We start from the raw sequence: 21,747 nt of genomic DNA, 5'->3' as shown, positions 1-21,747 counted from the left end.
GCTTAAATCAAGAACCCGCCCCGCCGAAGCCGCCGCCCCCCGGCGTGTGCACCTCGAACACATCGCCCGGCTCCATCTGCGCCTGGCCGATGTGCTCCAGCACCTCCACCCGGCCGTCCGCACGCACCACCCGGTTGATGCCCGGCTGCCCCGGCTGGCCGCCCGCCATGCCGAACGCGCCGTGGCGGCGCCCGTTCGACAGGATGCCGGCCGTCATGGGTTCGAGAAACCGCACCCGGCGCACGCCGCCGTTGCCGCCCTTCCACCGCCCTGCTCCACCCGAATCGGTGCGGATGGCATAGCTCTCCAGCCGCACCGGAAAGCGGAACTCCAGGATCTCCGGATCGGTCAGGCGCGAGTTGGTCATGTGCGTCTGCACCACGTTCGTGCCGTCGAAACCGTCCACGCAGTCCCCGTCGTCGCCGAACACCCCACCGGCGCCGCTGCCGCCCGAGATGGTCTCGTAGTACTGGTGGCGGTCGTTGCCGAAGGTGAAATTGTTCATCGTGCACTGGCTGCCCGCCGACACGCCCAACGCGCCCAGCAGCGCATTGGTGATGCAGGTGGAGGTTTCCACGTTGCCCGCCACCACGGACGCCGGCGGCAGGGGGTTGAGCATGGAGCCGGGCGGGATGATGACCTGCAGCGGCTTGAGGCAGCCGGCGTTCAGCGGAATGTCGTCGTCCACCAGCGAGCGGAACACGTACAGCACCGCGGCCATACACACCGCGGTGGGCGCGTTGAAGTTGTTCGCCTGCTGCGCCGAGGTGCCGGTGAAGTCGATCACCGCGCTGCGGGCGGCGGCGTCCACGCGCACGGCGACCTGGATCTGCGCGCCGTTGTCCAGCGGCAGCGTGAAGACGCCGTCCTGGAGCCGGGCGGCCAGGCGGGTGATGGCCCGGCGCACCGACTCCTCGGCGTTGTCCTGCACATGGCCCATGTAGGCCTGCACCACGGGCAGGCCGAACTGCTGCACCATCCGCCGCAGCTCCTGCACGCCCTTTTCGTTGGCGGCGATCTGCGCCTTCAGGTCGGCCAGGTTCTGCTGCGGGTTGCGGCTGGGGTATTCGCCGCTTTGCAGCAGGGCCACTATTTCGGCCTCGCGCAGCACGCCGCGCTCCACCAGCTTGACGTTGTCGATCTGCACACCCTCTTCCTCGATGCGCGTGGAAAACGGCGGCATCGAGCCGGGGGTGGTGCCGCCCACGTCGGCATGGTGGCCGCGGCTGCCGACGTAGAACGTGGGTTCGGCCTCTTCGGCCAGGTACACGGGCGTGATGACGGTGATGTCCGGCAGGTGGGTGCCGCCGTGGTACGGGTCGTTCAGCACGTACACGTCGCCCGGCTGCATGCGGCCGGCATTGCGGTGGATGACCGCCTTGATGCTCTCGCCCATCGAGCCCAGGTGCACCGGCATGTGCGGCGCGTTGGCGATCAGGTGGCCCTGGGCGTCGAACAGCGCGCAGCTGAAGTCGAGGCGCTCCTTGATGTTCACCGAGTACGCGGTGTTCTGCAGCTGCAGCCCCATCTGTTCGGCGATGTTCATGAAGAGGTTGTTGAACACCTCCAGCAGCACCGGGTCCACCGTGGTGCCCAGCGCATGCCGTACGCTGCGCGCGGTGGTGCGGTCGATCACCAGGTGGTCGAGGGCCGTCAGCGCGGCCTGCCAGCCCGGCTCCACCACGGTGGTGGCGTTCTTCTCGGCAATGATGGCCGGGCCGGCGATCACGTCGCCGGGGCGCAGGTCCTCGCGCACCACCAGGGCCGCGTCCTGCCACGCGGGCACGCCGTCCACGCCCACGGTGTACATGCGCACGGTGCCACGGCGCGGCGCCTCGCGCGGCGGTTGCAGGGCCTGCATCGGCTCGACCGGCGCGTCGCCGGCCACCACCGCCTCGACCGAGACCGCCTCCACGATCAACGCCCGGCCCCGCATGAGAAAGGCGAAGCGCTGGCGGTACGCCGCCTCGAACCCCGCCGTGATGGCCGGCACCTCCGGCACCTCGCCGACGGGCACGACCAGCGCCGCGTCCGAGCCCTCGTACCGCACATGCACCCGGCGGCGCACCGACACCGGCGCACCGCCTTGCTGCTGCTGTGCCATCTCGGCCTCGGCCGCCTGGGCCAGCGCATCCAGCGTGTGGGCGATGCCGCCCAGGGCCTCGGACGACAGGCGCGCCTCCACCGCCTGCTCGCGGATCAGGTTCTGGTCGGCCAGGCCCATGCCGTAGGCCGACAGCACGCCGGCCAGCGGGTGCACGAACACGCGCTGCATGCCCAGCGCATCGGCCACCAGGCAGGCATGCTGCCCGCCCGCGCCGCCGAAGCACTGCAGGGTGTAGCGCGTGACGTCGTAGCCCCGTGCGACCGAGATCTTCTTGATGGCATTGGCCATCTGCTGCACCGCGATCTGGATGAAGCCGTGCGCCACGTCGTGCGCGGCGCGGCCGGCCTGCGCCGCGAGGTCGTCGAAGCGGGCCTGCACCACGGCCGCATCGAGCGGCTCGTCGCCGCCATGGCCGAACACGTGCGGAAAGTGCGCGGGCTGGATCTTGCCGACCATCACGTTGGCATCGGTCACGGCCAGCGGCCCGCCCCGGCGGTAGCTGGCCGGCCCCGGGTTGGCGCCCGCGCTCTGCGGGCCCACGCGAAAGCGCGCACCGTCGTATTCCAGCAGCGAGCCGCCGCCGGCGGCCACGGTGTGGATGCTCATCATCGGCGCGCGCATGCGTACGCCCGCCACCTGGGTTTCGAACTCGCGCTCGAACTCGCCCGCGTAGTGGCTCACGTCGGTGGAGGTGCCGCCCATGTCGAAGCCGATCACGCGCACCGAATCGCCTGGGCCAGCGGCCCCGCCGGCACCGCGCGCCTGGCCCGCGAAGGCCAGCTCCGCCGTGCGCGCCATCCCCACGATCCCGCCGGCCGGGCCGGAGAGGATCGCGTCCTTGCCCTGGAAACGGTGCGCATCGGTGAGCCCGCCCGACGACTGCATGAAGTACAGCGGCACGCCCGGCATCTCGGCCGCCACCTGCTCCACATAGCGGCGCAGGATGGGCGACAGGTAGGCATCCACCACGGTGGTGTCGCCCCGGCTCACGAACTTCATCAGCGGGCTGGTGCCGTGCGAGGTGCTCACCTGCGTGAAGCCCGCCTCGTGTGCGAGCCGCGCCGCCGCCTGCTCGTGCGCGGTGTAGCGGTAGCCATGCATGAACACGATGGCCACGCTGCGCAGGCCCGCGTCGTGGGCGGCCCACAGGCGCTCGCGCAGGTGGGCCTCGTCCAGCGCCTGCTCGACCTCGCCATGGGCGCCCACGCGCTCCTGCGCCTCGATCACGCGGCTGTACAGCAGCTCGGGCAGCACGATGCGGCGGTCGAACAGGCGGGGGCGGTTCTGGTAGGCGATGCGCAGCGCATCGCGAAAGCCCCGCGTGGTCACCAGCAGCGTGGGCTCGCCCTTGCGCTCCAGCAGCGCGTTGGTGGCCACGGTGGTGCCCATCTTCACGCACTCCACCTGCGTGGGCGACACGGGCGCGCCGGGCGCCAGGCCCAGCAGGTGGCGGATGCCGGCCACCGCGGCATCGCGATAGTGCCCGGGGTTTTCGGACAGCAGCTTGTGCGTGACCAGGGTGCCGTCGGGCCGGCGGCCCACCACGTCGGTGAAGGTGCCGCCACGGTCCACCCAGAACTGCCACAGTTGTGTTGCCATGTCGATGTTTTCCTCAGCCTGTTACGAATGAAATGTTTGGACAACATTGACGCAGGCATCACCTGCGAGCCAGGAGAAGATCCACGATTTGCCGACCTTTTTCGATGATATCTTCGGCCCGCGGCACGACGCTGCGGCGGCCCGATCGCATCCCAGGGGGCGCGATTTTTCGATTCCCCTCTTCTCAACGAACCGGCCCATTCCTCCGAGTGCGGCAGCCACCGATCACCTTCATCCACCAGACATGCCAGAACAAATCGACTATGCATTCCTGAGCGCCCTGGAGGGCGGCTCGCTGACCACCGGCTACGTGCCGGCGGCCAACGTGAGCAAGAGCGGCGTGACCATCGCAACCGGGTTCGACCTGGGCCAACGCTCCGAGAGCGATCTGAAGAACCTGGGCCTGGCCAGCGGCCTGGTCACCAAGCTCAAACCCTACCTCGGCACCAAGGGCACCGACGCCAAGACGCTGATCGAAAAGACGCCGCTGACGATTACCGCCGCCGAGGCCGAATCCATCGACAAGGCCACCAAGGCCAGCCACATCGCCAGCGTGAAGCTGAAGTACGACTCGGCCACGGCCGCCAAGAAGAACTTCATCGACCTGCCCGCGGAAGCGCAGACCGTCATCGCGTCGGTGTCCTTCCAGTACGGCGTCAACCTGGATGCCGCCACGCCGAAATTCTGGAAGGCCGTCACCGAACAGGACTGGACCGAAGCGGTCAAGCTGCTCAAGAACTTCGGGGACGTGTACCCCACCCGCCGCGGCAAGGAAGCCGCCCTGCTGGAGAAAGTCAAATGAAACGATGGATCGCCCTGGCCAGCGCCGCGATGGTTTCCGCTGCCCTGCATGCCGCCAATGCCACGCCTGCCGCCGACCACGCGGTCGGCGTGGTGCACGTCACCAACCCGGAACTGCTTTCGGCACTGCAGAACCTCAAGGCCTCGCTCACGGCAGAGCGCACGCCGCTCGTGTTCGACAACGGCGCTTCGGCCAAGAACTGCCTCGAATATTCGGACCTGCTGTCGAAGAGCCAGCCGGTCGAGTCGACCCGCAACTTCGAGATCCGCAGCGAATACCGGCTGTGCGACAGCATCCGCGTGATCACAGGCAAGCCCTTCGTCGCGCAGAAGGCCGCCGCCTCCGGCAAGCAGGCCAAAACCCTGTACGAAAAACTGGACCTGCGGTCGTTCCCCTCGTCGCTGCGCAATCGCGCCGATGGCAAGAAGCACACGCTCCAGACGCTGCTGCCCGGCACGCCCCAGTCCGAAGGCAGCGCCGTCCAGGTGGAAACCCCGGAGCAGTTCTTCCGCCTGGAGGTCGTGGGCACCATCGACCACGGCAGGGGCCACCCGCCCGAATGGATCGTCTGGGTGACGGACGAGCTCAAGAACGGCACCTACCGCGGGTACAGCAACATCGTCGTGCATCCGCCCCGTGCGGCGTCCGGCCTGTACACCGCGGCGGCTTCGCCCCGATGACAATGGGCGGTCCTTTCCTTTAGCCCCGTCACCGGGGCGCCACAGGTACCGAATCGCATGGCCTCTTTCGTCCCCCACCGTCCCTTGCTGGAACAGACCTTTCCCCGCACCCTGTCCGCCTGGGTGGAACGTTTGGGCCAACCCGTGTTTCGCGGCGCCCGCATCGAAGGCTGGCTGTTCGAGGGCGTGGCCGCACGGCGCGCGGCCGAGCAACGCCTTACGGCGGTGGGCGTGGTGGCGCGGTTTCGCAGTGCCTACAAGCCCCTGGTGCACTACTTTTTGGAAGAGGTCGATACCGCCCAGCTGGCCGCCGCCACGGTGCGCTACCCGGTGCCGGCCACCGGCTCGCCTGGGCGTTTTCTGCTGGAGGCGTATCCGCTGGCCGACCTGCTGGCCGGGTGCGACCTGCGGTTCGAACCCGGGGGCGACGACCTGCACTACGGCGTGGCGCTGCGCTTTCGCGATGGCCGCGAAACGGTCGATCGGGTCTTCGCACCCAACCGGGTGCACGAAGACCCCACCAGCCCGGACCCGCTGCTGTCGCCCACGGGCTGGCTGCGCGTGGACGCGTCCGGTGCGCCGGACAGCAACCAGGATGCGGCCGAATCCACCGATTTCGAAGACCTCTTCGCGCACGCCATGCGCACGCTGCGGGAGCACGCCTGGCCCGCGCAGGAGCCCTATTTCGAACGGCTGGACATCCGCGTCGACCTGCCGGGCTTCGAGCAGCCGCTGTCCACGCCGCACGAATGCATGAGCCTGCACGAGGCCCTGCACGAAGACCTGTATTTTTCGCTGCTCGAGTTCTTTCAGCAGCACTCCAGCCGCCCGGCGGGCGACCGCCGGCTGCAGCCCGGGCAGATCGTGCCCGACATCCGCCAACACGACGGCCCGCCACGCCTGCGCATCGCGCTGCGCGCCTTCGAAGTGGCCGCACAGGACGCGGGCGCCTGGGCGGACACCACGGCCGGACAGGCCCTGGACGACATGGGCCAGGCTCCGCCGCCCGAGCGCATCGCACAAGCGATGGCGCGGCTGGGCGGCCAGCGCTTTTCCGCGCGCAGCCGCCAGGGGCGCGAGGTACTGGGCCTGTACCGCACCGGCACCGACGCCCCGGTCCTGCTGAGCGGCGGCCAGCACGCCAACGAGACCTCCGGCGTCGTGGGGGCCCTGCGCGCGGCCGAGGCGCTGCATGCGCGGCCCGGCGCGCACTTCGCCCTCATCGCGCTGGAGAACCCCGACGGCTATGCGCTGCACCGCGAACTGGGCGCACACCACGCCCACCACATGCAGCATGCCGCGCGCTACAGCGCGCTGGGCGACGACATCGAGTACCGCGAGACGGCGCCGCTGTACGAGCGCGAAGCCCGCGAACAGGCCCTGGCCCTTTCCGGCGCGCAATTGCACATCAACCTGCACGGCTACCCCGCGCACGAGTGGACCCGGCCGCTGTCCGGCTATGTGCCGCGCGGATTCGGCCTGTGGACGGTGCCCAAGGGGTTCTTTCTGATCCTGCGCCATCACCCGGGCTGGCAGGCCGAAGGCCGTGCGCTGCTGGAGCGGGTGGCCGCGGCGCTGCAGCGCGTCCCCGGCCTGCCCGAGTACAACGCCCGCCAGATGGCGCTGTACGAACACCACGCGGGCGCATTGCCGTTCGAGGTGATCCATGGCACGGCCTGCACGCAGTCCGAGAACCCGCGCGGTGCGCCCGTCACGCTCATCACCGAGTTCCCCGACGAGACGGTGTCGGGCGATGCCTTTCGCTTCGCGCACGGCGTGCAAAAGGCCGCCGTGCTGGCCGCGGTGGACGCATGGCAGGCCATTCTTTCCGCACGCGGCTGACCCGCAGGATGGCCGGGCAAGCCCGCACGCTCGGCCCTCACGAAGCGGCTCCCGGCCCACGCGATGAACCGCCACCATTGCGGCCGATGCGCAAGGAAAAGAGCAGATCGTAGAGAACGGGAATCAGCCCCAGCGTCACCAGCGTGCCCAGCGCCAGGCCGCCGATCATGGTGATGGCCATGCCCGTCCACAAAGGGCCGGCGAACAGCATCAGCGGAACCAGCCCGACGATGCAGGTGAGCTTGGTCATCACGATCGGCCGCAGCCGCTTGATGGCCGCGGCCACCACCGCTTCGCGGCGCTCCAGGCCCTCGCGCAGCTCTTCCTCGATGCGTTCGAGCAGCAGCACTGCGTTGTTGACGATGATGCCCGCCAGCGCCAGCAGCCCGAACGTCGCCATGAAGCCGAAGGGATACCCCGTGACGAGCAGCGCCAGCGCTGCGCCGATCAACACGAACGGCACGCTCGCCATCACGATGAATAGCTTGCGAAACGAGTTGAACTGCCAGACGAACAACAGCAGGATGGCGCCCAGCGCGTGGGGAAAATACTGCAGCAAGGCGCCGTTGGCTTCCCGCGAGTCCTTGATCTCGCCCCCCAGTTCGATGCGGTAGCCGGGCGGCAACCGCATCGCCGCCACGGGGCCAGCAAGGCGGCTGACGATCTCGGTGGCGGTCAGGCCGAGGTTCTGGCCGGTCACGGTGATGGCACGGCTCAGGTTGCGGCGCACGATGGCGGACGGCTCGGTGCCGCTCACGACGGTGGCCACCGAAGCCAGCGGCACGGGCGATCCGCCGCCCTGCGCAGACACCAGGGTGTCGCCCGGATCGCCGTTCCCGGCCCGCTCGCCCGCATCGCCGCGCAGCACAATCGGCACGTTGACGCCATCGTCGCGGATCACCGACACGTCCGTGCCGCTGTACCGCATCTGCAGCGCCTGGGCGATGCCCTCGCTGGTCACGCCGGCGCGGCGCGCCTTCAGTGGGTCGACGCGCACCTGGTAGCGGGGAATCCGCGCATTCCAGTCGTCGTAGACATCTTCGGTACCGGGCAAAGCGCGCAGGGCCTGGGCGATCGCCTCGGCGGCTCCCCGCAGCACGGTCTCGTCCGGCCCGATCACGCGGTAGATCGCCACGCCCGCCTCGGTCGATCCCATCGAAAAGCGCTTGGGTTCGGCACGTGCTTCGGGATGCTGCGCGCGGACATGGGCGCGGGTGCGGGCGATGACCGCGTCGATGTCGGTGCCCGCCCGAACGCTGACCGTGAAGTAGGCCATGCCCGCCGCAGGCAGCGGCGGCGCCAGGCCCAGCACGATGCGGGGCCCGCCATCAGCGACGTAGCCGATGCTGTCCACCACTTCCGGGTTCGCCGTCTTGTCGGCGAACCACTGGCTGATCGCCTGCACGGTCCGCAGCGTCTGGCGGGAATCGCTGCCGGGCTGCAGGTTGACCGGCATCTGGAACTGCAGGCGGTCCGATTTCGGCAGGAAGTCGTACGGAATGCTGGCGAGGACTGCGATGGCGCCGGCCAGCAGCGCCAGCATCGCCCCGACGAACCAGGGCTTGTGCGCGAGCAGGCTTTCGATGGCCCGGCGATAGCCCCGGTAGAACGCGGAATCGTAGGCTGCGCCCCCCGATGCGTCGGCCGCATGCGCCCGCGCGAAATACAGGCACAGCAAGGGGGTGACGGTGAGGCTGAGCAGCCACGAGCCCAGCAGCGTCGTCGCCAGCACGATCGCGAGCGACCGCAGGTATTCGTTGGTGCTGGTCTGGCCCAAAAAGAACGGCGAGAACGCCAGCACGATCACCAGCGACGACGTGAGCAGCGGCAGTGCCAGCGTGCGGCCGGCGGCGATGCAGGCAGTCCGGCGGTCCTCGCCGATGCCGAGCCGGCGCTCGATGTCCTCCGCGATGACGATGCCGTTGTCCACCAGCAGGCCGAGCGCGAGGATGATCGCGGCGATCAAGACCGTCTGCAGTTCCACGCCGAGCGCGCGCATCGCCACCAGCGCGCCGAGAATGGTCAGCGGCACGATGGCGCCCACGATCAGGCCGGTGCGCCAGCCCAGGAACAGCATGACGACCGCCATGACGATGGCCACCGTCTCGCCCATGACGTGGTGCATCTTGTCCATTTCACGCTCGACCACGTCGGCCTGGAAGGTCACGATGTGCTGCTCGAAGCCCGCAGGCAGCAAGGTGGCGGTCTCGTCGAGCTTCTGGCGCAGCGCCTTCCCGAACGCGGCAATGTTCCTGCCGGGGGCCATCGACACCGCCACCACCACCGCGGGTTGCCCCTGGTAGATGGCGGCGCTCTCTGGTGGATCGGCAGGCATGACCTGCACCTGGGCCAGTTGGGACAGCGGCACCTCCCGAGGGCCGCTGCCGGCCGGGACCGACACCAGGAACCGGCGCAGGTCATCGAGAGTGCGCAATTCGCCGGAGACGGCCACCGTCATCGCCAGACCGGAGACTGCGATCTGACCACCGGGCGCCACGATGTTCTGAGCGCGCAGCTGCGCGATCACCGCGGCCGGCGTCAGGCCCGCCTGGAGAAGGCGGCCCCGGTCGAAATCGACATACACGCGCTCTTCCTGCAAGCCGTGCAGTGTCACCCGCTCGACCCCTGGCAAGGCATAGAGCTGCTCGCGCATGCGCCGCAGCGGGCCGCGCATCTCGCCCATGCTGAAGCCCGGGGCCACGATGGCGATCGAGGCGACCGAGACGCGGTCGAAGTCGTCGTCTACGAAGGGGCCCAGCGCGCCTGTCGGCAAGGCGGTGCCGGCTTCGAGACCCTTGGCACGCACCCGTTGCCACAGGGCACCGAGGTCCTTGACATCGTCGTAGGCCGTCAACTGGATGATCGCGCTGCCCGGGCGCACCGTCGTGACGATCTTCTTGATGCCGGCAATCTCGCGCAGGCGCTCCTCGGTCGGACGGGCCAGCAGGTTCTCGACCTGCTCGCTGGGCATGCCAGGGAAAGCCACGGAGACAAGGGCATCGCGCACCGTGACCGATGGCTCTTCTTGCGAGGGAAAATCCAAGAAAGCGACGATGCCAGCGACCAGAATGAACAGCGCGGCGAACAGCGTCAGGCGGCTGGAGGAAAGGGCTGCACGGGTGAGGTTCATTGCGGCACACCGGCACCCAGGCGGGTTTCAGGACGAAACAGAGCGACCGCCTGTCCATTGACCAGGAAGGCGGCGCCCGTGCTGACGATGCGCTCGCCCGGGGCCAGCCCCCGAAGCACAGGAAAGCGGGTGCCCTCCAAAGGGCCCAGCACCACTTCGCGGCGCTGCACATGCCCCGTCAGCGCGTCGTGGACGAAGACAGCGGCCTTGTCCTTTTCTGCGGCGGGAACCACCGCGGTCAATGGAATGGTCAGACCGGCCGGCGCGGAGGGCAGCGCCAGCATCAGGCTTTCACCGCTGCGCGGGAGCCGCTCCTGTTCGGGCAGGTCGAAAATCGCCTGCACGGTGGCGCCGCCTTCGACCTGGGCCGACACGCTGCGAAGCCGCAGTGCGAACGGCCGGTCGCCCTCCCCGCTGCGGTAGGCCGTCGCCGAGGCACCCGGGGCCAGGCCCGCACCCACATCGGCCGGCAGCATGGTCAGCACCTGCGCACGGCCCTCGCCATCGAGCTGCAGGACGGCCTGACCCGGCGCGGCATCCGACTGCGGTTGCAGCAAACGCGCGACCACGGTGCCCGCGAACGGCGCGCGGATGTCCGCCTGCCGCAAGGCGCGCCGGGCCAGGGCGCGGTCGGATTCCGCCGCGCGCACCTTGGACTGGGCGGCCTCGAACGCGGTCCGGCTGGTGATCAATGCCGCGGCGGAAAGGGCCCCATCCTCGAACAGGGCCTGCTGCTGGCGCAGCTGGCTTTTGCGCTCGTCCAGATCCGCCACGGCGGCCTGGACGCTGGCGTCGGCCTGCTCCCACTTCAGCCGCGACGGCTGCGGATCGAGGCGGGCCAGGAGCTGGTCCTTGCGCACGCGATCGCCGACGTCCACGCGGACCTCGGCAATGCGGCCGCCGCCCTCGAATCCCAGTTGGGCGCGCTGCTCCTGGCGGACCACCGCGGTGAACCGGGTTTCGACCGATGCGGCCGCCCCCACGGTTTCCAGTTTGACGGCCCGGGGGACCGTGTCGGCAGGGGCGGCCTGCCCGTCGCAGCCAGTCAGCAGCAGCATGGAAGCCCATCCGCAAAGGAGGAGAAAAAGACAAGGAACGGATTTCACGGCAGTGGCCTCCCTATTCATCGATGCGTCAGTAGGTGTAGGTCACTGCGGCACCGCCGGTGACGGAGGTGCGGCGCACGACCAGCGGGCTGTGCTCCGCGTTGTCGACATACCGCAAGGCGGACACCTGCAGGGAAGTGGTCCAGTGCGGGGCCAGGGCGTGGCTCCAGCTCGCGCCGATGGCATATCCGTACACACCGGAGCCGGCGTTGAATGCGGCGAAGCGCGTACGCGAAGCCTGCTGCGGCGTGACGCCGAAATAGGCCTGGTTGTATCGCCGGTCGCCCGCATGGACGTCGGCACTGAGCGAGACGGTATCGGCCGAGGTTTTCAGCAGGTTGTACTCGGCCCCCAGTCGGTACCGGTTGCGGCGCGCACCGCTTTCCAGGGCGAATTCCACTTCGGCGCTGACAGAGAAATCGGGAGTGAACTGCTGCATGAGCAAGGTGCGGGTGGTGACCGAGTCTGGCACGTCTCCCAGGCCCGCCAGCTTTCTGGAGCCAGGGCGCAAGGGACTGTTGCGCTGCACGCGGCCGAAGTCGTAGAACACCGATTGCGATGCATAGAAACCGCTCTCGGACTGCCATTGCAGGCCGATGCCGCGGCTGGTGTCGGCAAAGAAGATGCCTCGCTAAACAGACAGCACCGGAAGAATCTCCACGCGGTGGTCGTCGGACCCCGGATAGCGGGGGGTCACCCTCGCCGCGGCGCCGATGCTGAAATCGGTCGTGTCCCCGAGCAGGCGGGAGCCCCAGCCCGCGAGCGTTTGGGCATGCCCGGCGTGGGGCATCGCCACGAAAACGGACGCCAGCAGGCAGGGAGCGAGGCGGAGAGCGGTTGGTTTCATGATGGGTTCGCGAGGTGTGGTCGAGTCAAAGGGAAGACGGAAGCTGAACGCCGTAGAACGCGCTGAAGAGCGCGATCCGGTTCAGCACGAGGTCGCGGGCAATGCCCAGGTGGTCGAGTTCGGACTGGCTTGCCCGCACCCGTTCGGACAGCAAGGTGCTGCGGTTTTGCAGGCCCTGGGCGGTGCGGGCCGCCAAGCGCTGAATCCTCGCGCGCTCGCGCATGGCGTTGTCCCGCGCATGCGTTTCCGAAGCGGCCAGCGTGGCCTGCCTGCCCAGGGCATCGGCGACTTCGCGGAAAGCGGACTGGACCGCCTTTTCGTATTCGGCGATGCCGGCCTGTTGGCGCACTTCGGCCAGTTGCAGGCCCGCGATGTTGCGGCCGTGGTCGAAGATCGGCAACACCAGTTGCGGCGTGAAGGTCCACAAGCGGCTGCCGGAATTGAAAAGACCGCTCAGGCTGTCACTGGCCACGCCCACCGACGTGCTGAGGCGAATGGACGGAAAAAACGCCGCACGCGCCGCGCCGATGTCCGCATTGCCTGCGCGCAATTCGGCCTCGGCCTGCTGGATGTCGGGCCGCTGCAGCAGCACCTGGGAGTCCAGGTTGCGCAGCGCCGCCACCGGGGCGCCCCGAGGGAGCAGGCCATCGATGTCGCCCTCGGCACGGCCGGTGCTGTAGCCGATGAGCAGTTGCAGGGCCCGCAGGGCCGCCGCGTCGTCGTCGGCGGCCTGCAGCGCACGCACGTGGATTCGGTCAGCCTGCGTGCGCTGGGCATCGAGTTCGTCCGCCGAGATCGTGCCGACCTCGTGCTGGCGTCGGGCGATGGACAGGAGCGCGGCGCTGTCGCTGTCGATGGCGGCCATTTGCTCCGTTGCCTGGGCCGCCGCCAGCTTCCGGCTGTAGGCCCGCAGCACCTCGGCGATCAAGGCGCCCCGCGCCGCCTGCTGCCCGTGCGCCGATGCCAGGTACCGTTGCCGGGCGGCTTCGGACAGCGCCTTCATCTTGCCGAAAAAATCGATCTCGAAATCGGAAATTCCCACACTGGCATAGGCCTGATCCTGTCCGTACCGGGCCTGCAGCGCATCGCTGCCGAACCGTTGCCGGTCGCGCTGCACCTGGAGTCCGACCTGCGGCAGGCGCGCCGAGTCTTCGATCCCATACTGCGCGCGGGCCTGCTCGACCTTCAGCGCAGCCAGGCGGAAATCCGCGTTGTGGGCCAGCGCGCGGGCCACCATCGGCGCGAGGTCCCGCGCAGGCGAGAACGATTGAAGAAACCGGCGCTCGTCTTGCGAGAGTTCGGCGGTCGCCGCTTCGGAAGCCATGCCGCGCCCGGCCGGGTCCGCGATGAAGGTCGCCGGAACCCAGGGAACGGGGCGCTCGAAAGGCGGGGTCAACGAGCACCCGCCGACCAGCAAGGCCAAGGCGGCGCATGCCAGCGAGAGGCCGCTGCGGACGGGATGTGCGGGCAATGAAATCATGTCGATGGGTGGGTGGCAACTCGGCGGGCAGTGTCCCCAGGCGGGATCAAGATTGCTTTCGGGAATCTTCAAGATTTCATCAAGACGCGCGCAAAAAAATGGCCGCTCGCATTCGACCGCGCGGCGGGCGGCTGGCAGTACGATTCGCACGGCAAAGCCGGGCACCGGTGCCCGGCGCGTTTTGCCAAGTGCTTCGAAGGCGCACGAAACCCATGAATCAAAAACGAGTGTTGGTGGTTGAGGACGATCCCGACAGCGCCAGCGTGCTGGAGGCCTACTTGAAACGGGAGGGGTTCCTGGTGGCCGTGGCGAACGACGGCGAGCAGGCCGTCACCTGGCATGCCCAGTGGAAACCGGACCTGGTCCTGCTGGATGTGATGCTTCCCAAGCTGGGCGGCACCGAAGTGCTCTCCGCCATCCGGCGTGCGGGCGATACGCCCGTCATCATGGTGAGCGCCATCGGCGACGAGCCGGAAAAGCTGGGGGCGCTGCGCTACGGCGCGGACGATTACGTCGTCAAGCCCTACAGCCCGAAGGAAGTGGTGGCACGCGTGTATGCGGTGATGCGCCGCACCGGTGCGGCCCGCTCGCCCGAGGGCGCACTCAAACATGGCCGCCTCACGGTGGACACCAGTGCCTTCGTGGCGGCCGTGAGCGACGCCGATGGCCAGCCCGTCGCGCTCGACCTGACACCCACCGAATTCAACCTGCTGGCGTCGTTGCTGCGCACGCCGTTCAAGGCCTTCACCCGCAGCGAGTTGCTGGAAGCGTGCCTGCCCGAGAGCGATGCGCTGGAGCGCGTGGTCGATGCGCACATCCACAACCTGCGCCGCAAGCTGGAGCAGCGCGGCATCAGCGGGGTGCTGGTCACGGTGCGAGCCGTGGGCTACCGCTTCCAATGAAAGGCCTGTTTGCCCCACGCCCCCGGCACACCCCGCTTTGGCGGTGGGTGGGTTTTCGCATGAGTGCGTTGGCCGTGGTGACCGTCATCGCGATCGCGATCGCGCTCGCGATGTGGTTTCGATTCGCGATCTCGGACGCGGTGGCGCTCGGCCAGCTGCCGCCCGAAGCCCGTCAGGAAATGCTGCAGCTGCGTGCCGACCCACACCGCAATGCCTCGCGGCTGTGGCAGCTGTTTGCGCAGTACTACGACGTCGTCGATTTCCTGCCAGGCATCGCCAACCGGGACTGGTGGCTGCTTGCGGCGATGGTGATCGGTGCCATCCCGTTGATCGTCCTGTGCGGCCTCTACGCTTCGCGCCCGCTGTCGCGGCAGTTCACCATGGTCGCTCACGCGGCACGCCGCGTGAGCGAGGGCGACTTCTCCGCCCGGGCGACGGTGGTGACCGACGCTCCGCAGGAACTCATCGGGCTGGCGGTGGATTTCAACGACATGACGGCCCGGCTGCAGCGCTACGAACGCGAGGTGAGCGAATCGAGTGCCATGGTCGCGCACGAATTGCGCACGCCGCTGAACGCCGCCATGGGCCGGCTCCAGGGCATGCTGGACCAGGTGTTCCCCTGCGACGAGTCGCAGTTGCTGATGGTGCATCGCCAGCTGGAGCAGCTCAACCGGCTGGTGGGCGATCTGCACCTGCTCTCCCTGGCCCGCGCAGGCCAGTTGTCGCTGGAGCATGAAGACTTCCTGCTCGAGGACCTGATCCAGGAGCGGCTGGCCTGGGCCTCGCAGCGGCTGAACGCCGCGGGACTCGCACCGCAGGTGTCCATCCCCCGAGGCACCCGGCTGACCGGGGACCGCGACCGGATCGGCCAGGTGCTGCTCATCCTGGTCGACAACGCTATTCGATACGCCGCGTCCGGCCAACAGCTGTCCATTGACGTGCAGGCATCGAACGGCGATATCCACCTGTCGGTCTGCGACCGGGGGCCGGGCGTGGAGGCCGAATCCCTGGCCCGGATGACCGAGCGCTTCTGGCGGGCCGAGCACTCGCGCGACCGCCATCTGGGCGGCAGCGGGCTGGGTCTGTCGATTGCCTGCGCCATCTGCGAGGCCCATGGCGGCTCCCTGGAAATGGTCGGCCGCAGCGGGGGCGGATTGTGTGCCCGGGTCCGGCTCCCGCATCCGCCGCAGCGCGCGTCGTAGGTCCGTCGTTCATGCCGAGGGGGCGGCGCCACCGCGGCGCAGCCACCTGCACCGCCGTGCCCTTGCCGCCCTTTGGTGACCTTCGCCGGTCCGATGCCCGGCCCCTTCCTCCCTGCCTTGGTGCGTGCCGGACGCACCACCGCGCGGCCACTGCAGCCCCCTGCTTGCGAACCGCCCCGTTTTCCCAGGAGCCCGCCCTTGGCATGCTCCGTGCATAGCTGGCCAGGTGATTGCGATGGCTCGAGGGCGGGGCTCCAGCCAGCCGGTCGTTCAGGTAAACACCTGAGGGTGGGATCGCAAACACGCGGTTACATTGAATGCGGTCTTTCGTTTCCCTGTCTCACTACCACTGTGGAGTTCATCGATGAAGCGTAGCGCTCTCCCTCTGTCCGCATGGGCCCTCGCCGGCGCCCTGGGTTGCGGACTGTGTGCCCCCACCGCGTTCGCGCAGACCAAATGGGACCTGGCCGCGGCCTATCCCGCCACCAACTTCCACACCGAGAACCTGGCGGAGTTCGCCAAGGACGTGGACGTCGCCACGGGCGGCAAGCTCAAGATCACGGTGCATGCCAACGCATCGCTGTTCAAGGCCAACGAGATCAAGCGCGCCGTGCAGGGCGGGCAGGCGCCGGCCGGCGAGATCCTGCTGCCCAACTTCGAGAACGAGAACCCCATCTTCGGCGTGGACGGCATTCCGTTCCTGGCCACCTCGTACGCCGATTCCAAGCGGCTGTATGAAGCGCAAAAGCCCGTGCTCGAAAAGCTGCTCAATGCGCAGGGCCTGCGGCTGCTGTACACCGTGGCCTGGCCTCCGCAGGGCATCTACTCCAAGCGGGAAATCACCTCGGTGGCCAATCTGCGGGGCATCAAATGGCGCGCCTACAGCCCCGCCACGGCCAAGATCGCCGAACTGATCGGTGCGCAGCCCGTCACCATCCAGGCGGCCGAGCTGTCGCAGGCCACGGCCACCGGCGCGGTCGAATCGATGATGACGTCCGGCTCCACCGGCTACGACAGCAAGCTCTACGAGAGCATCAAGTACTTCTACGACACCCAGGCATGGCTGCCCAAGAACGCGGTCATCGTGAGCAAGAAGGCCTTCGACGCGCTCGACAAGCCCACGCAGTACGAGCTGCTCAAGAGCGCCGCCGCGGCCGAGGCCCGCGGCTGGAAGGTCAGCGCGGAGAAGAACGAGTGGTACAAGAAGGCCCTGACCGACAAGGGCATGAAGATCCTTCCGCCCCCGCCGAAGCTGGTGGCCGACCTGCGCCAGGTCGGCGACATCATGCTGGCCGACTGGCTCAAGAAGGCCGGTCCCGATGGCGAGGCCATCATCGCCGCCTACCGCAAGCCGGCCCCCGTGGCAGCCAAGTGATGCGCCGCTTCCTGGACCGCCTGTACCTGGGCGCGGGCGCCCTGGGCGCCACCTTCGTGGCCCTGATCTGCGTGCTGATGATCGCCCAGAGCGTGCTGCGCGAGGTCGGGGTGCGCACCGGGGCGCTCAACGACGTGGTGGCGTGGTTCTGCGCCGCCGCGGCGTTCTTCGCCATGGCGCATGCCTTCAAGCACGGCGACTTCGTGCGGGTCACGCTGCTGCTGGAAAAGCTCTCGCCGCCCCGGCGCCGGCAGTTCGAGATCGTCTCGCTGGCCATCGGCTCGGTGGCAGTGGCTTACCTGGCCTGGTCGGCGTGCCTCTTCACCTACGAAAGCTGGGAGTTCAACGACGTTGCCCAGGGGCTGCTGCCCCTGCCGATGTGGATTCCCCAGATGAGCTTCGCGCTGGGCTCGGTGCTGCTGTTCGTCGCGGTGGTCGATGAATTCATCATCGTGCTGCGCGGCGGCGTGCCCACCTTCGTGCGCGAAGTCGAGGACCGGCACGCGCGCGGCGATTTCTCTTCCGACATCTGACCCTCCACCCGACCTGAACCCTCGCTGCGGCCCGGCCGGGCCCGAAAGAAGAATCCCATGGACATTCTGATGGTGGGCGGCGTCCTGCTGCTGCTGATGATCGTGCTGCTCTCGGGCGGCGTCTGGATCGCGATGACGCTGGCGATCTGCGGCTGGGTCGGACAGGCGTTCTTCACGAACACGCAGCCGGGCAAGAATTTGTTCTCGGCCTTCTGGGAAAGCAATGCCAGTTGGGAGCTGGCGGCGCTGCCGCTGTTCATCTGGATGGGCGAGATCCTGTTTCGCACCAAGCTGAGCGAAGAGATGTTCGAGGGCCTGCGCCCCTGGCTCAACCGGGTGCCGGGCCGGCTGATGCACACCACCATCCTGGGGTGCGGCATCTTCGGATCGGTGTCGGGCTCGTCCGCCGCCACCTGCGCCACCATCAGCAAGGTGGCCCTGCCCGAGTTGCTCAAGCGCGGCTACGACGAGCGCCTGGCACTGGGCTCGCTCGCCACGGCGGGCACGCTGGGCATTCTCATTCCCCCCTCGATCACCATGGTGGTGTATGCGGTGGCGGCCGACGCCTCCATCATCCGCATTTTCCTTGCCGGCTTCCTGCCGGGCCTGCTACTGATGCTGCTGTTTTCGGGCTACATCGGCTGGTGGAGCCTGCGCAACCCCGACAAGGTGCCGCCGGCCGATGCACCGACGACCTTCCGCCAGAAGATCCGGCAGTCCGGCAACCTGATTCCGGTGGCGGTCCTGATCGTCTTCATCGTGTGGGTGCTGGTGGCCGGCTACGCCACCGCCACCGAGTGCGCCGCCTACGGCGTGGCCGGCTCGCTTGGGCTGGCGCTGTGGAGCCGCTCGCTCACGTGGAAGAACTTCACCGAAGGGCTGATGAGCACCACGCGCACCAGCTGCATGATCATGTTCATCCTGGCCGGCGCAGCCTTCCTGACCAAGACCATGGCCTTCACCGGCATTCCGCGCGAGCTGGCCGAATGGGTCAATGCGATGAACCTCTCGCCCTTCGCGCTGATCGGCGTGCTGACGATCGTCTACCTCGTGCTGGGCACAGCGCTGGACGGCATCAGCATGATCGTGCTCACCAGCGCGGTGGTGCTGCCCATGATCCAGAAGGCCGGCTTCGACCTGATCTGGTTCGGCATCTTCATCGTGCTGCTGGTGGAGATCGCCGAGGTCACGCCGCCCGTGGGTTTCAACCTCTTCGTGCTGCAGAACATGACCGGCAAGGACAGCAACACGATCGCGCGCGCGGCCATTCCGTTCTTCCTGTGCCTGGTGGTGTGCATCGCGATCATCACCGTGTTCCCGCAGATCGTCACCGTGCTGCCGGACCTGGTGATGGGCAAGGACGGCGGCTAGGCGTTGGCCCGCTGGGTCCGCTGGCCGCCGCCACTCCACGGATGACAGCGCCTCGGCGGCGAGGCCCCGGGTTTTTGCGATACTTTGGGGCATGCTGCTTCACGTCGCCGTCATCTGCCTGGCCGCCTGCCTGGGCGCCCTGCTGCGCTGGGGCTTCGCCCTGTGGCTCAACCCTGGCGGCCTGCTGCCCTGGGGCACGCTGGCGGTGAACCTCATCGGCGGCTACCTGATCGGCATCGCCATCGCCGTGTTCACCCAGCGGCCGGACATCGACCCGGCCTGGCGGCTGCTCATCATCACCGGCTTTCTCGGTACCCTGACCACCTTCTCTAGCTTCTCTGCCGAAGTCGTCACCATGCTGATGCAGCAGCGCTACGGCATCGCGCTGGCCACGCTGCTTTTGCACGTGGGCGGCTCCTTCACCCTCACCTGGGCCGGCATGCGCACGGCCCTGTGGTGGGCGGCCCGCTGACCGACGGCCCGGTAACGGGCCCTTCTTTTTTGCCCCCACAATCTCACCCCATGGATTCCAATACCGAACTCAACGACAGCCGCCTGGCCAATGCCTGGGCCGAATTGAACAACCATGCCGTGAACGGCAACCCGCTGCACGCCGATGCCTACCGGCTGGCGTTTGCGGACCCCGAATTCCTGCTGCGGCGCGAAACGCGCGGCATCCGCTTCCAGCTCGAAATGCTCAAGCCCGATCTGGGCCAGACCGCACAGGGCATCGAGAACACCGTGGTGGTGTACGGCAGCGCGCGCTTCATCGCCCCCGACGAAGCCGAGCAGCAATTGGCCGATGCCGAGGCCAGCGGCGACGACAGCCGCATCGCACGCGCCAGGCTCGCCGTGCGCAACGCCCGCTACTACGACCTGGCGCGCCAGTTCGCGCGCGTGGTGGCTGAGCACAGCGAACAGCAGCAGCCGGCGGACCGCATCTACGTGTGCACCGGCGGCGGGCCGGGCATCATGGAGGCCGCCAATCGCGGCGCGCACGACGTCGGCGCGCTCAACGTGGGCCTGAACATCGCCCTGCCCCACGAGCAAAGCGGCAACCGCTTCATCTCGCCCTCGCTGAGCTACAAGTTCCACTACTTCGCGCTGCGCAAGATGCACTTCATGATGCGCGCCAAGGCCCTGGTGGCATTCCCCGGCGGCTTCGGCACGCTGGACGAATTGTTCGAGGTACTCACCCTCGTGCAGACCGGCAAGGCCAAGCCGGTGCCCATCGTGCTGTTCGGCACCGACTTCTGGAAAAAGGTCGTCAACTTCGACGCTCTGGTGGAACAAGGGACCATCTCCGCTGCCGACCTGAAGCTGTTCCATTACACGGACGATCCGCAGGAAGCCTGGAACATCGTCAAGGCGTTCTACAAGCTTTGATGGCAGTTCAGGCCCGACGCAACCTCGCTGTCGAATGCACGGACGGGTCCTGCGTCAGGCCAAAACCGGCCGCCACTGGGCTTGCAGTTCCTGAGCGATCTTGTCCATCGCGGCACGTTGCCGGGCTGGCTCGAAATTACAAAAGGCCTGATCGAAGATGCGCCCATGCCGCGCTTGGGCCGCCTCAGCCTGCTGTCTGAGGGAGGCTGCCTGCGATGGAGTGATATCTGCAAAATGTCTCAGTGGCAGAAAATGACCCGGAACGACCAATCGTTCTTTTTCCTCGGGCATGCGGTCGGTGTACAGAAGCGCTGCGCCAATGAAACACTCCGCCAACGCTTGCTTGGCAGGTTGCTGATCGAACCGCATGATGCTGATCCAGGCCATCGGTGTCGTTTCTTTGGGAAAGATATCCACGAGGGCGTCAACGACCTTGGCCATGGCACGAGGCTCGCCTTGGAAATAGGCGCGCTGTAGCGTTTTTTTACCGACAGCGCGTTCCAGTTCAGCCGCTGCCGCCACTCCGGTTTTTCCGTTGGACAGCGGCTGATCGGCGACCGTCATCGTGTTGGGATGATCTGGAAACTGATCGGCGAAATACTCTGTCAACGCCTCGTCAATGGAATTCTGATGAGGGCTACCCGCCAGCCCCTTCACGAAATTCGGATGGCTGAAGCAATGCAGGAATTCATGGCGGGCCGTGTGGATGCCGACATCGCGTGCCAGTCCTTCCCTGACCGACAAACTCGTTGGCTCAGACTTGTGGCGTCTGACCAGGCCACGATAGCCATTCGGCAAATTCGAAGTCACCTGGGGTTCGACCGCATGGCACGCACTATCAGCCGGGATGAAGGCCGCGTGCCGGTCCATGACCTCAGCTTTCGCTTGATGTAATGTCGGCATGTCGACCAATGGGCCGGGGCCTGACGGCTTGGGTTGCGCAGTGCCGGCTTGCTTGAAAACCCCGTATCCGGCAGCCACTGCGGCCACCCCCACATAAGTTTTCCACGAGAGATGCAGCGCTCCGCCTGCCACCTCAGCGGCTCTCCCAAGCAAGGAAGACGCAGGGGTTGCGCGGTCTGGCGCCTGCGAAGCGCCGGAAGGAAGACGTCCGCGGGGAGCAGATGTTGACTGGCCAGCGCGGCTGGAAGCATTGCGACTTGGCAGATCCTTGAGTTGCCCATCACGCGAGAGAGACGCGGAACTGCTCTCTTTTTTAGATGAACTGGCTTTCTCGTCAGAGCTGCGGCTTGAAGACGGTATATCGGCGTTGCGAGACTTGACTTGAACCATGGTTTCCTCGGGGTATTGCGTTGAGAAACTATGGCAAAAGCACTCCAACCCACCCGGTGGGTTAACGAAGATTGTCAGCGTCCGGCGAATCA

At 67.6% G+C, this 21,747-nt stretch carries 17 protein-coding genes; 10 read left to right on the top strand and 7 right to left on the bottom strand.

What is annotated here, in order from left to right; translation table 11 throughout:
- Window positions 1–7 precede the first annotated feature (7 nt).
- Window positions 8–3,706, bottom strand: coding sequence for a hydantoinase B/oxoprolinase family protein (locus tag M5C96_RS10010; RefSeq protein ID WP_272568867.1), 3,699 nt, complete (start codon window positions 3,704–3,706; stop codon window positions 8–10).
- Between the two features lie 244 nt (window positions 3,707–3,950).
- On the opposite strand from M5C96_RS10010, the gene M5C96_RS10005 reads away from it, so the two are divergent.
- Genes M5C96_RS10005 through M5C96_RS09995 form a run of 3 tightly spaced genes read left to right on the top strand, consistent with a single transcriptional unit; the run spans window position 3,951 to window position 7,030 of the window.
- The gene (locus tag M5C96_RS10005) at window positions 3,951–4,508 is read left to right on the top strand and encodes a pesticin C-terminus-like muramidase (protein WP_272568865.1); all 558 of its coding nucleotides are present in this window, start codon (window positions 3,951–3,953) and stop codon (window positions 4,506–4,508) included.
- On the top strand, window positions 4,505–5,188 hold the full coding sequence (locus M5C96_RS10000; RefSeq protein WP_272568863.1) for a hypothetical protein: 684 nt from the start codon (window positions 4,505–4,507) through the stop codon (window positions 5,186–5,188). The genes M5C96_RS10005 and M5C96_RS10000 overlap by 4 nt, the downstream gene beginning before the upstream one ends.
- Before the next feature lie 57 nt (window positions 5,189–5,245).
- Window positions 5,246–7,030: a peptidase M14 gene (locus M5C96_RS09995; RefSeq protein WP_272568861.1), complete on the top strand. Its 1,785-nt coding sequence runs from the start codon at window positions 5,246–5,248 to the stop codon at window positions 7,028–7,030.
- A gap of 37 nt (window positions 7,031–7,067) precedes the next feature.
- Here M5C96_RS09995 and M5C96_RS09990 read toward each other — a convergent pair whose 3' ends face one another.
- From M5C96_RS09990 to M5C96_RS09970, 5 genes are all read right to left on the bottom strand, one after another.
- Complete coding sequence (locus tag M5C96_RS09990) at window positions 7,068–10,160, bottom strand: efflux RND transporter permease subunit (RefSeq protein ID WP_272568860.1); 3,093 nt, start codon at window positions 10,158–10,160, stop codon at window positions 7,068–7,070.
- Window positions 10,157–11,218, bottom strand: coding sequence for an efflux RND transporter periplasmic adaptor subunit (locus M5C96_RS09985; protein WP_272568858.1), 1,062 nt, complete (start codon window positions 11,216–11,218; stop codon window positions 10,157–10,159). Before M5C96_RS09985 ends, M5C96_RS09990 begins: the two co-directional genes overlap by 4 nt.
- 76 nt (window positions 11,219–11,294) lie before the next feature.
- Window positions 11,295–11,858, bottom strand: a complete 564-nt coding sequence (locus M5C96_RS09980) for a MipA/OmpV family protein (protein WP_336297901.1) — start codon at window positions 11,856–11,858, stop codon at window positions 11,295–11,297.
- Window positions 11,859–11,897: 39 nt separating this feature from the next.
- Window positions 11,898–12,113 carry a hypothetical protein gene (locus M5C96_RS09975; protein ID WP_272568854.1) on the bottom strand — a complete coding sequence of 72 codons (216 nt, stop codon included), beginning with the start codon at window positions 12,111–12,113 and terminating at the stop codon, window positions 11,898–11,900.
- A 25-nt stretch (window positions 12,114–12,138) separates the two neighbouring features.
- Complete coding sequence (locus M5C96_RS09970; protein ID WP_272568853.1) at window positions 12,139–13,593, bottom strand: efflux transporter outer membrane subunit; 1,455 nt, start codon at window positions 13,591–13,593, stop codon at window positions 12,139–12,141.
- Between the two features lie 212 nt (window positions 13,594–13,805).
- On the opposite strand from M5C96_RS09970, the gene M5C96_RS09965 reads away from it, so the two are divergent.
- From M5C96_RS09965 to M5C96_RS09935, 7 genes are all read left to right on the top strand, one after another.
- Window positions 13,806–14,495: a response regulator gene (locus M5C96_RS09965; protein WP_272568852.1), complete on the top strand. Its 690-nt coding sequence runs from the start codon at window positions 13,806–13,808 to the stop codon at window positions 14,493–14,495.
- A 59-nt stretch (window positions 14,496–14,554) separates the two neighbouring features.
- A complete protein-coding gene (locus tag M5C96_RS09960; protein WP_272568851.1) occupies window positions 14,555–15,697 on the top strand; it encodes a sensor histidine kinase in 1,143 nt (380 codons plus the stop codon).
- 364 nt (window positions 15,698–16,061) lie between these two features.
- Window positions 16,062–17,072 carry a TRAP transporter substrate-binding protein gene (locus M5C96_RS09955; protein WP_272568850.1) on the top strand — a complete coding sequence of 337 codons (1,011 nt, stop codon included), beginning with the start codon at window positions 16,062–16,064 and terminating at the stop codon, window positions 17,070–17,072.
- Window positions 17,072–17,605 (top strand): TRAP transporter small permease, encoded by a 534-nt coding sequence (locus M5C96_RS09950; protein ID WP_272568849.1) that lies wholly within the window; start codon window positions 17,072–17,074, stop codon window positions 17,603–17,605. Before M5C96_RS09955 ends, M5C96_RS09950 begins: the two co-directional genes overlap by 1 nt.
- Before the next feature lie 57 nt (window positions 17,606–17,662).
- Window positions 17,663–18,976 (top strand): TRAP transporter large permease, encoded by a 1,314-nt coding sequence (locus tag M5C96_RS09945; RefSeq protein ID WP_272568847.1) that lies wholly within the window; start codon window positions 17,663–17,665, stop codon window positions 18,974–18,976.
- 91 nt (window positions 18,977–19,067) lie between these two features.
- Entirely contained in the window at window positions 19,068–19,448 is a 381-nt protein-coding gene (crcB, locus tag M5C96_RS09940; protein WP_272568846.1) for a fluoride efflux transporter CrcB, read from the top strand.
- 50 nt (window positions 19,449–19,498) lie between these two features.
- Window positions 19,499–20,362, top strand: coding sequence for a TIGR00730 family Rossman fold protein (locus tag M5C96_RS09935; RefSeq protein ID WP_272568845.1), 864 nt, complete (start codon window positions 19,499–19,501; stop codon window positions 20,360–20,362).
- Window positions 20,363–20,416: 54 nt separating this feature from the next.
- On the opposite strand, the gene M5C96_RS09930 is transcribed toward M5C96_RS09935, so the two are convergent.
- Window positions 20,417–21,655 carry a hypothetical protein gene (locus M5C96_RS09930; protein ID WP_272568844.1) on the bottom strand — a complete coding sequence of 413 codons (1,239 nt, stop codon included), beginning with the start codon at window positions 21,653–21,655 and terminating at the stop codon, window positions 20,417–20,419.
- Between the last annotated feature and the right edge of the window lie 92 nt (window positions 21,656–21,747).

Source organism: Acidovorax sp. GBBC 1281 (assembly GCF_028473645.1).
Lineage (GTDB): Bacteria > Pseudomonadota > Gammaproteobacteria > Burkholderiales > Burkholderiaceae_C > Paracidovorax.
The sequence above is the reverse complement of the archived record's forward strand: the minus strand, read 5'-3'. Positions and strand labels throughout refer to the sequence as shown.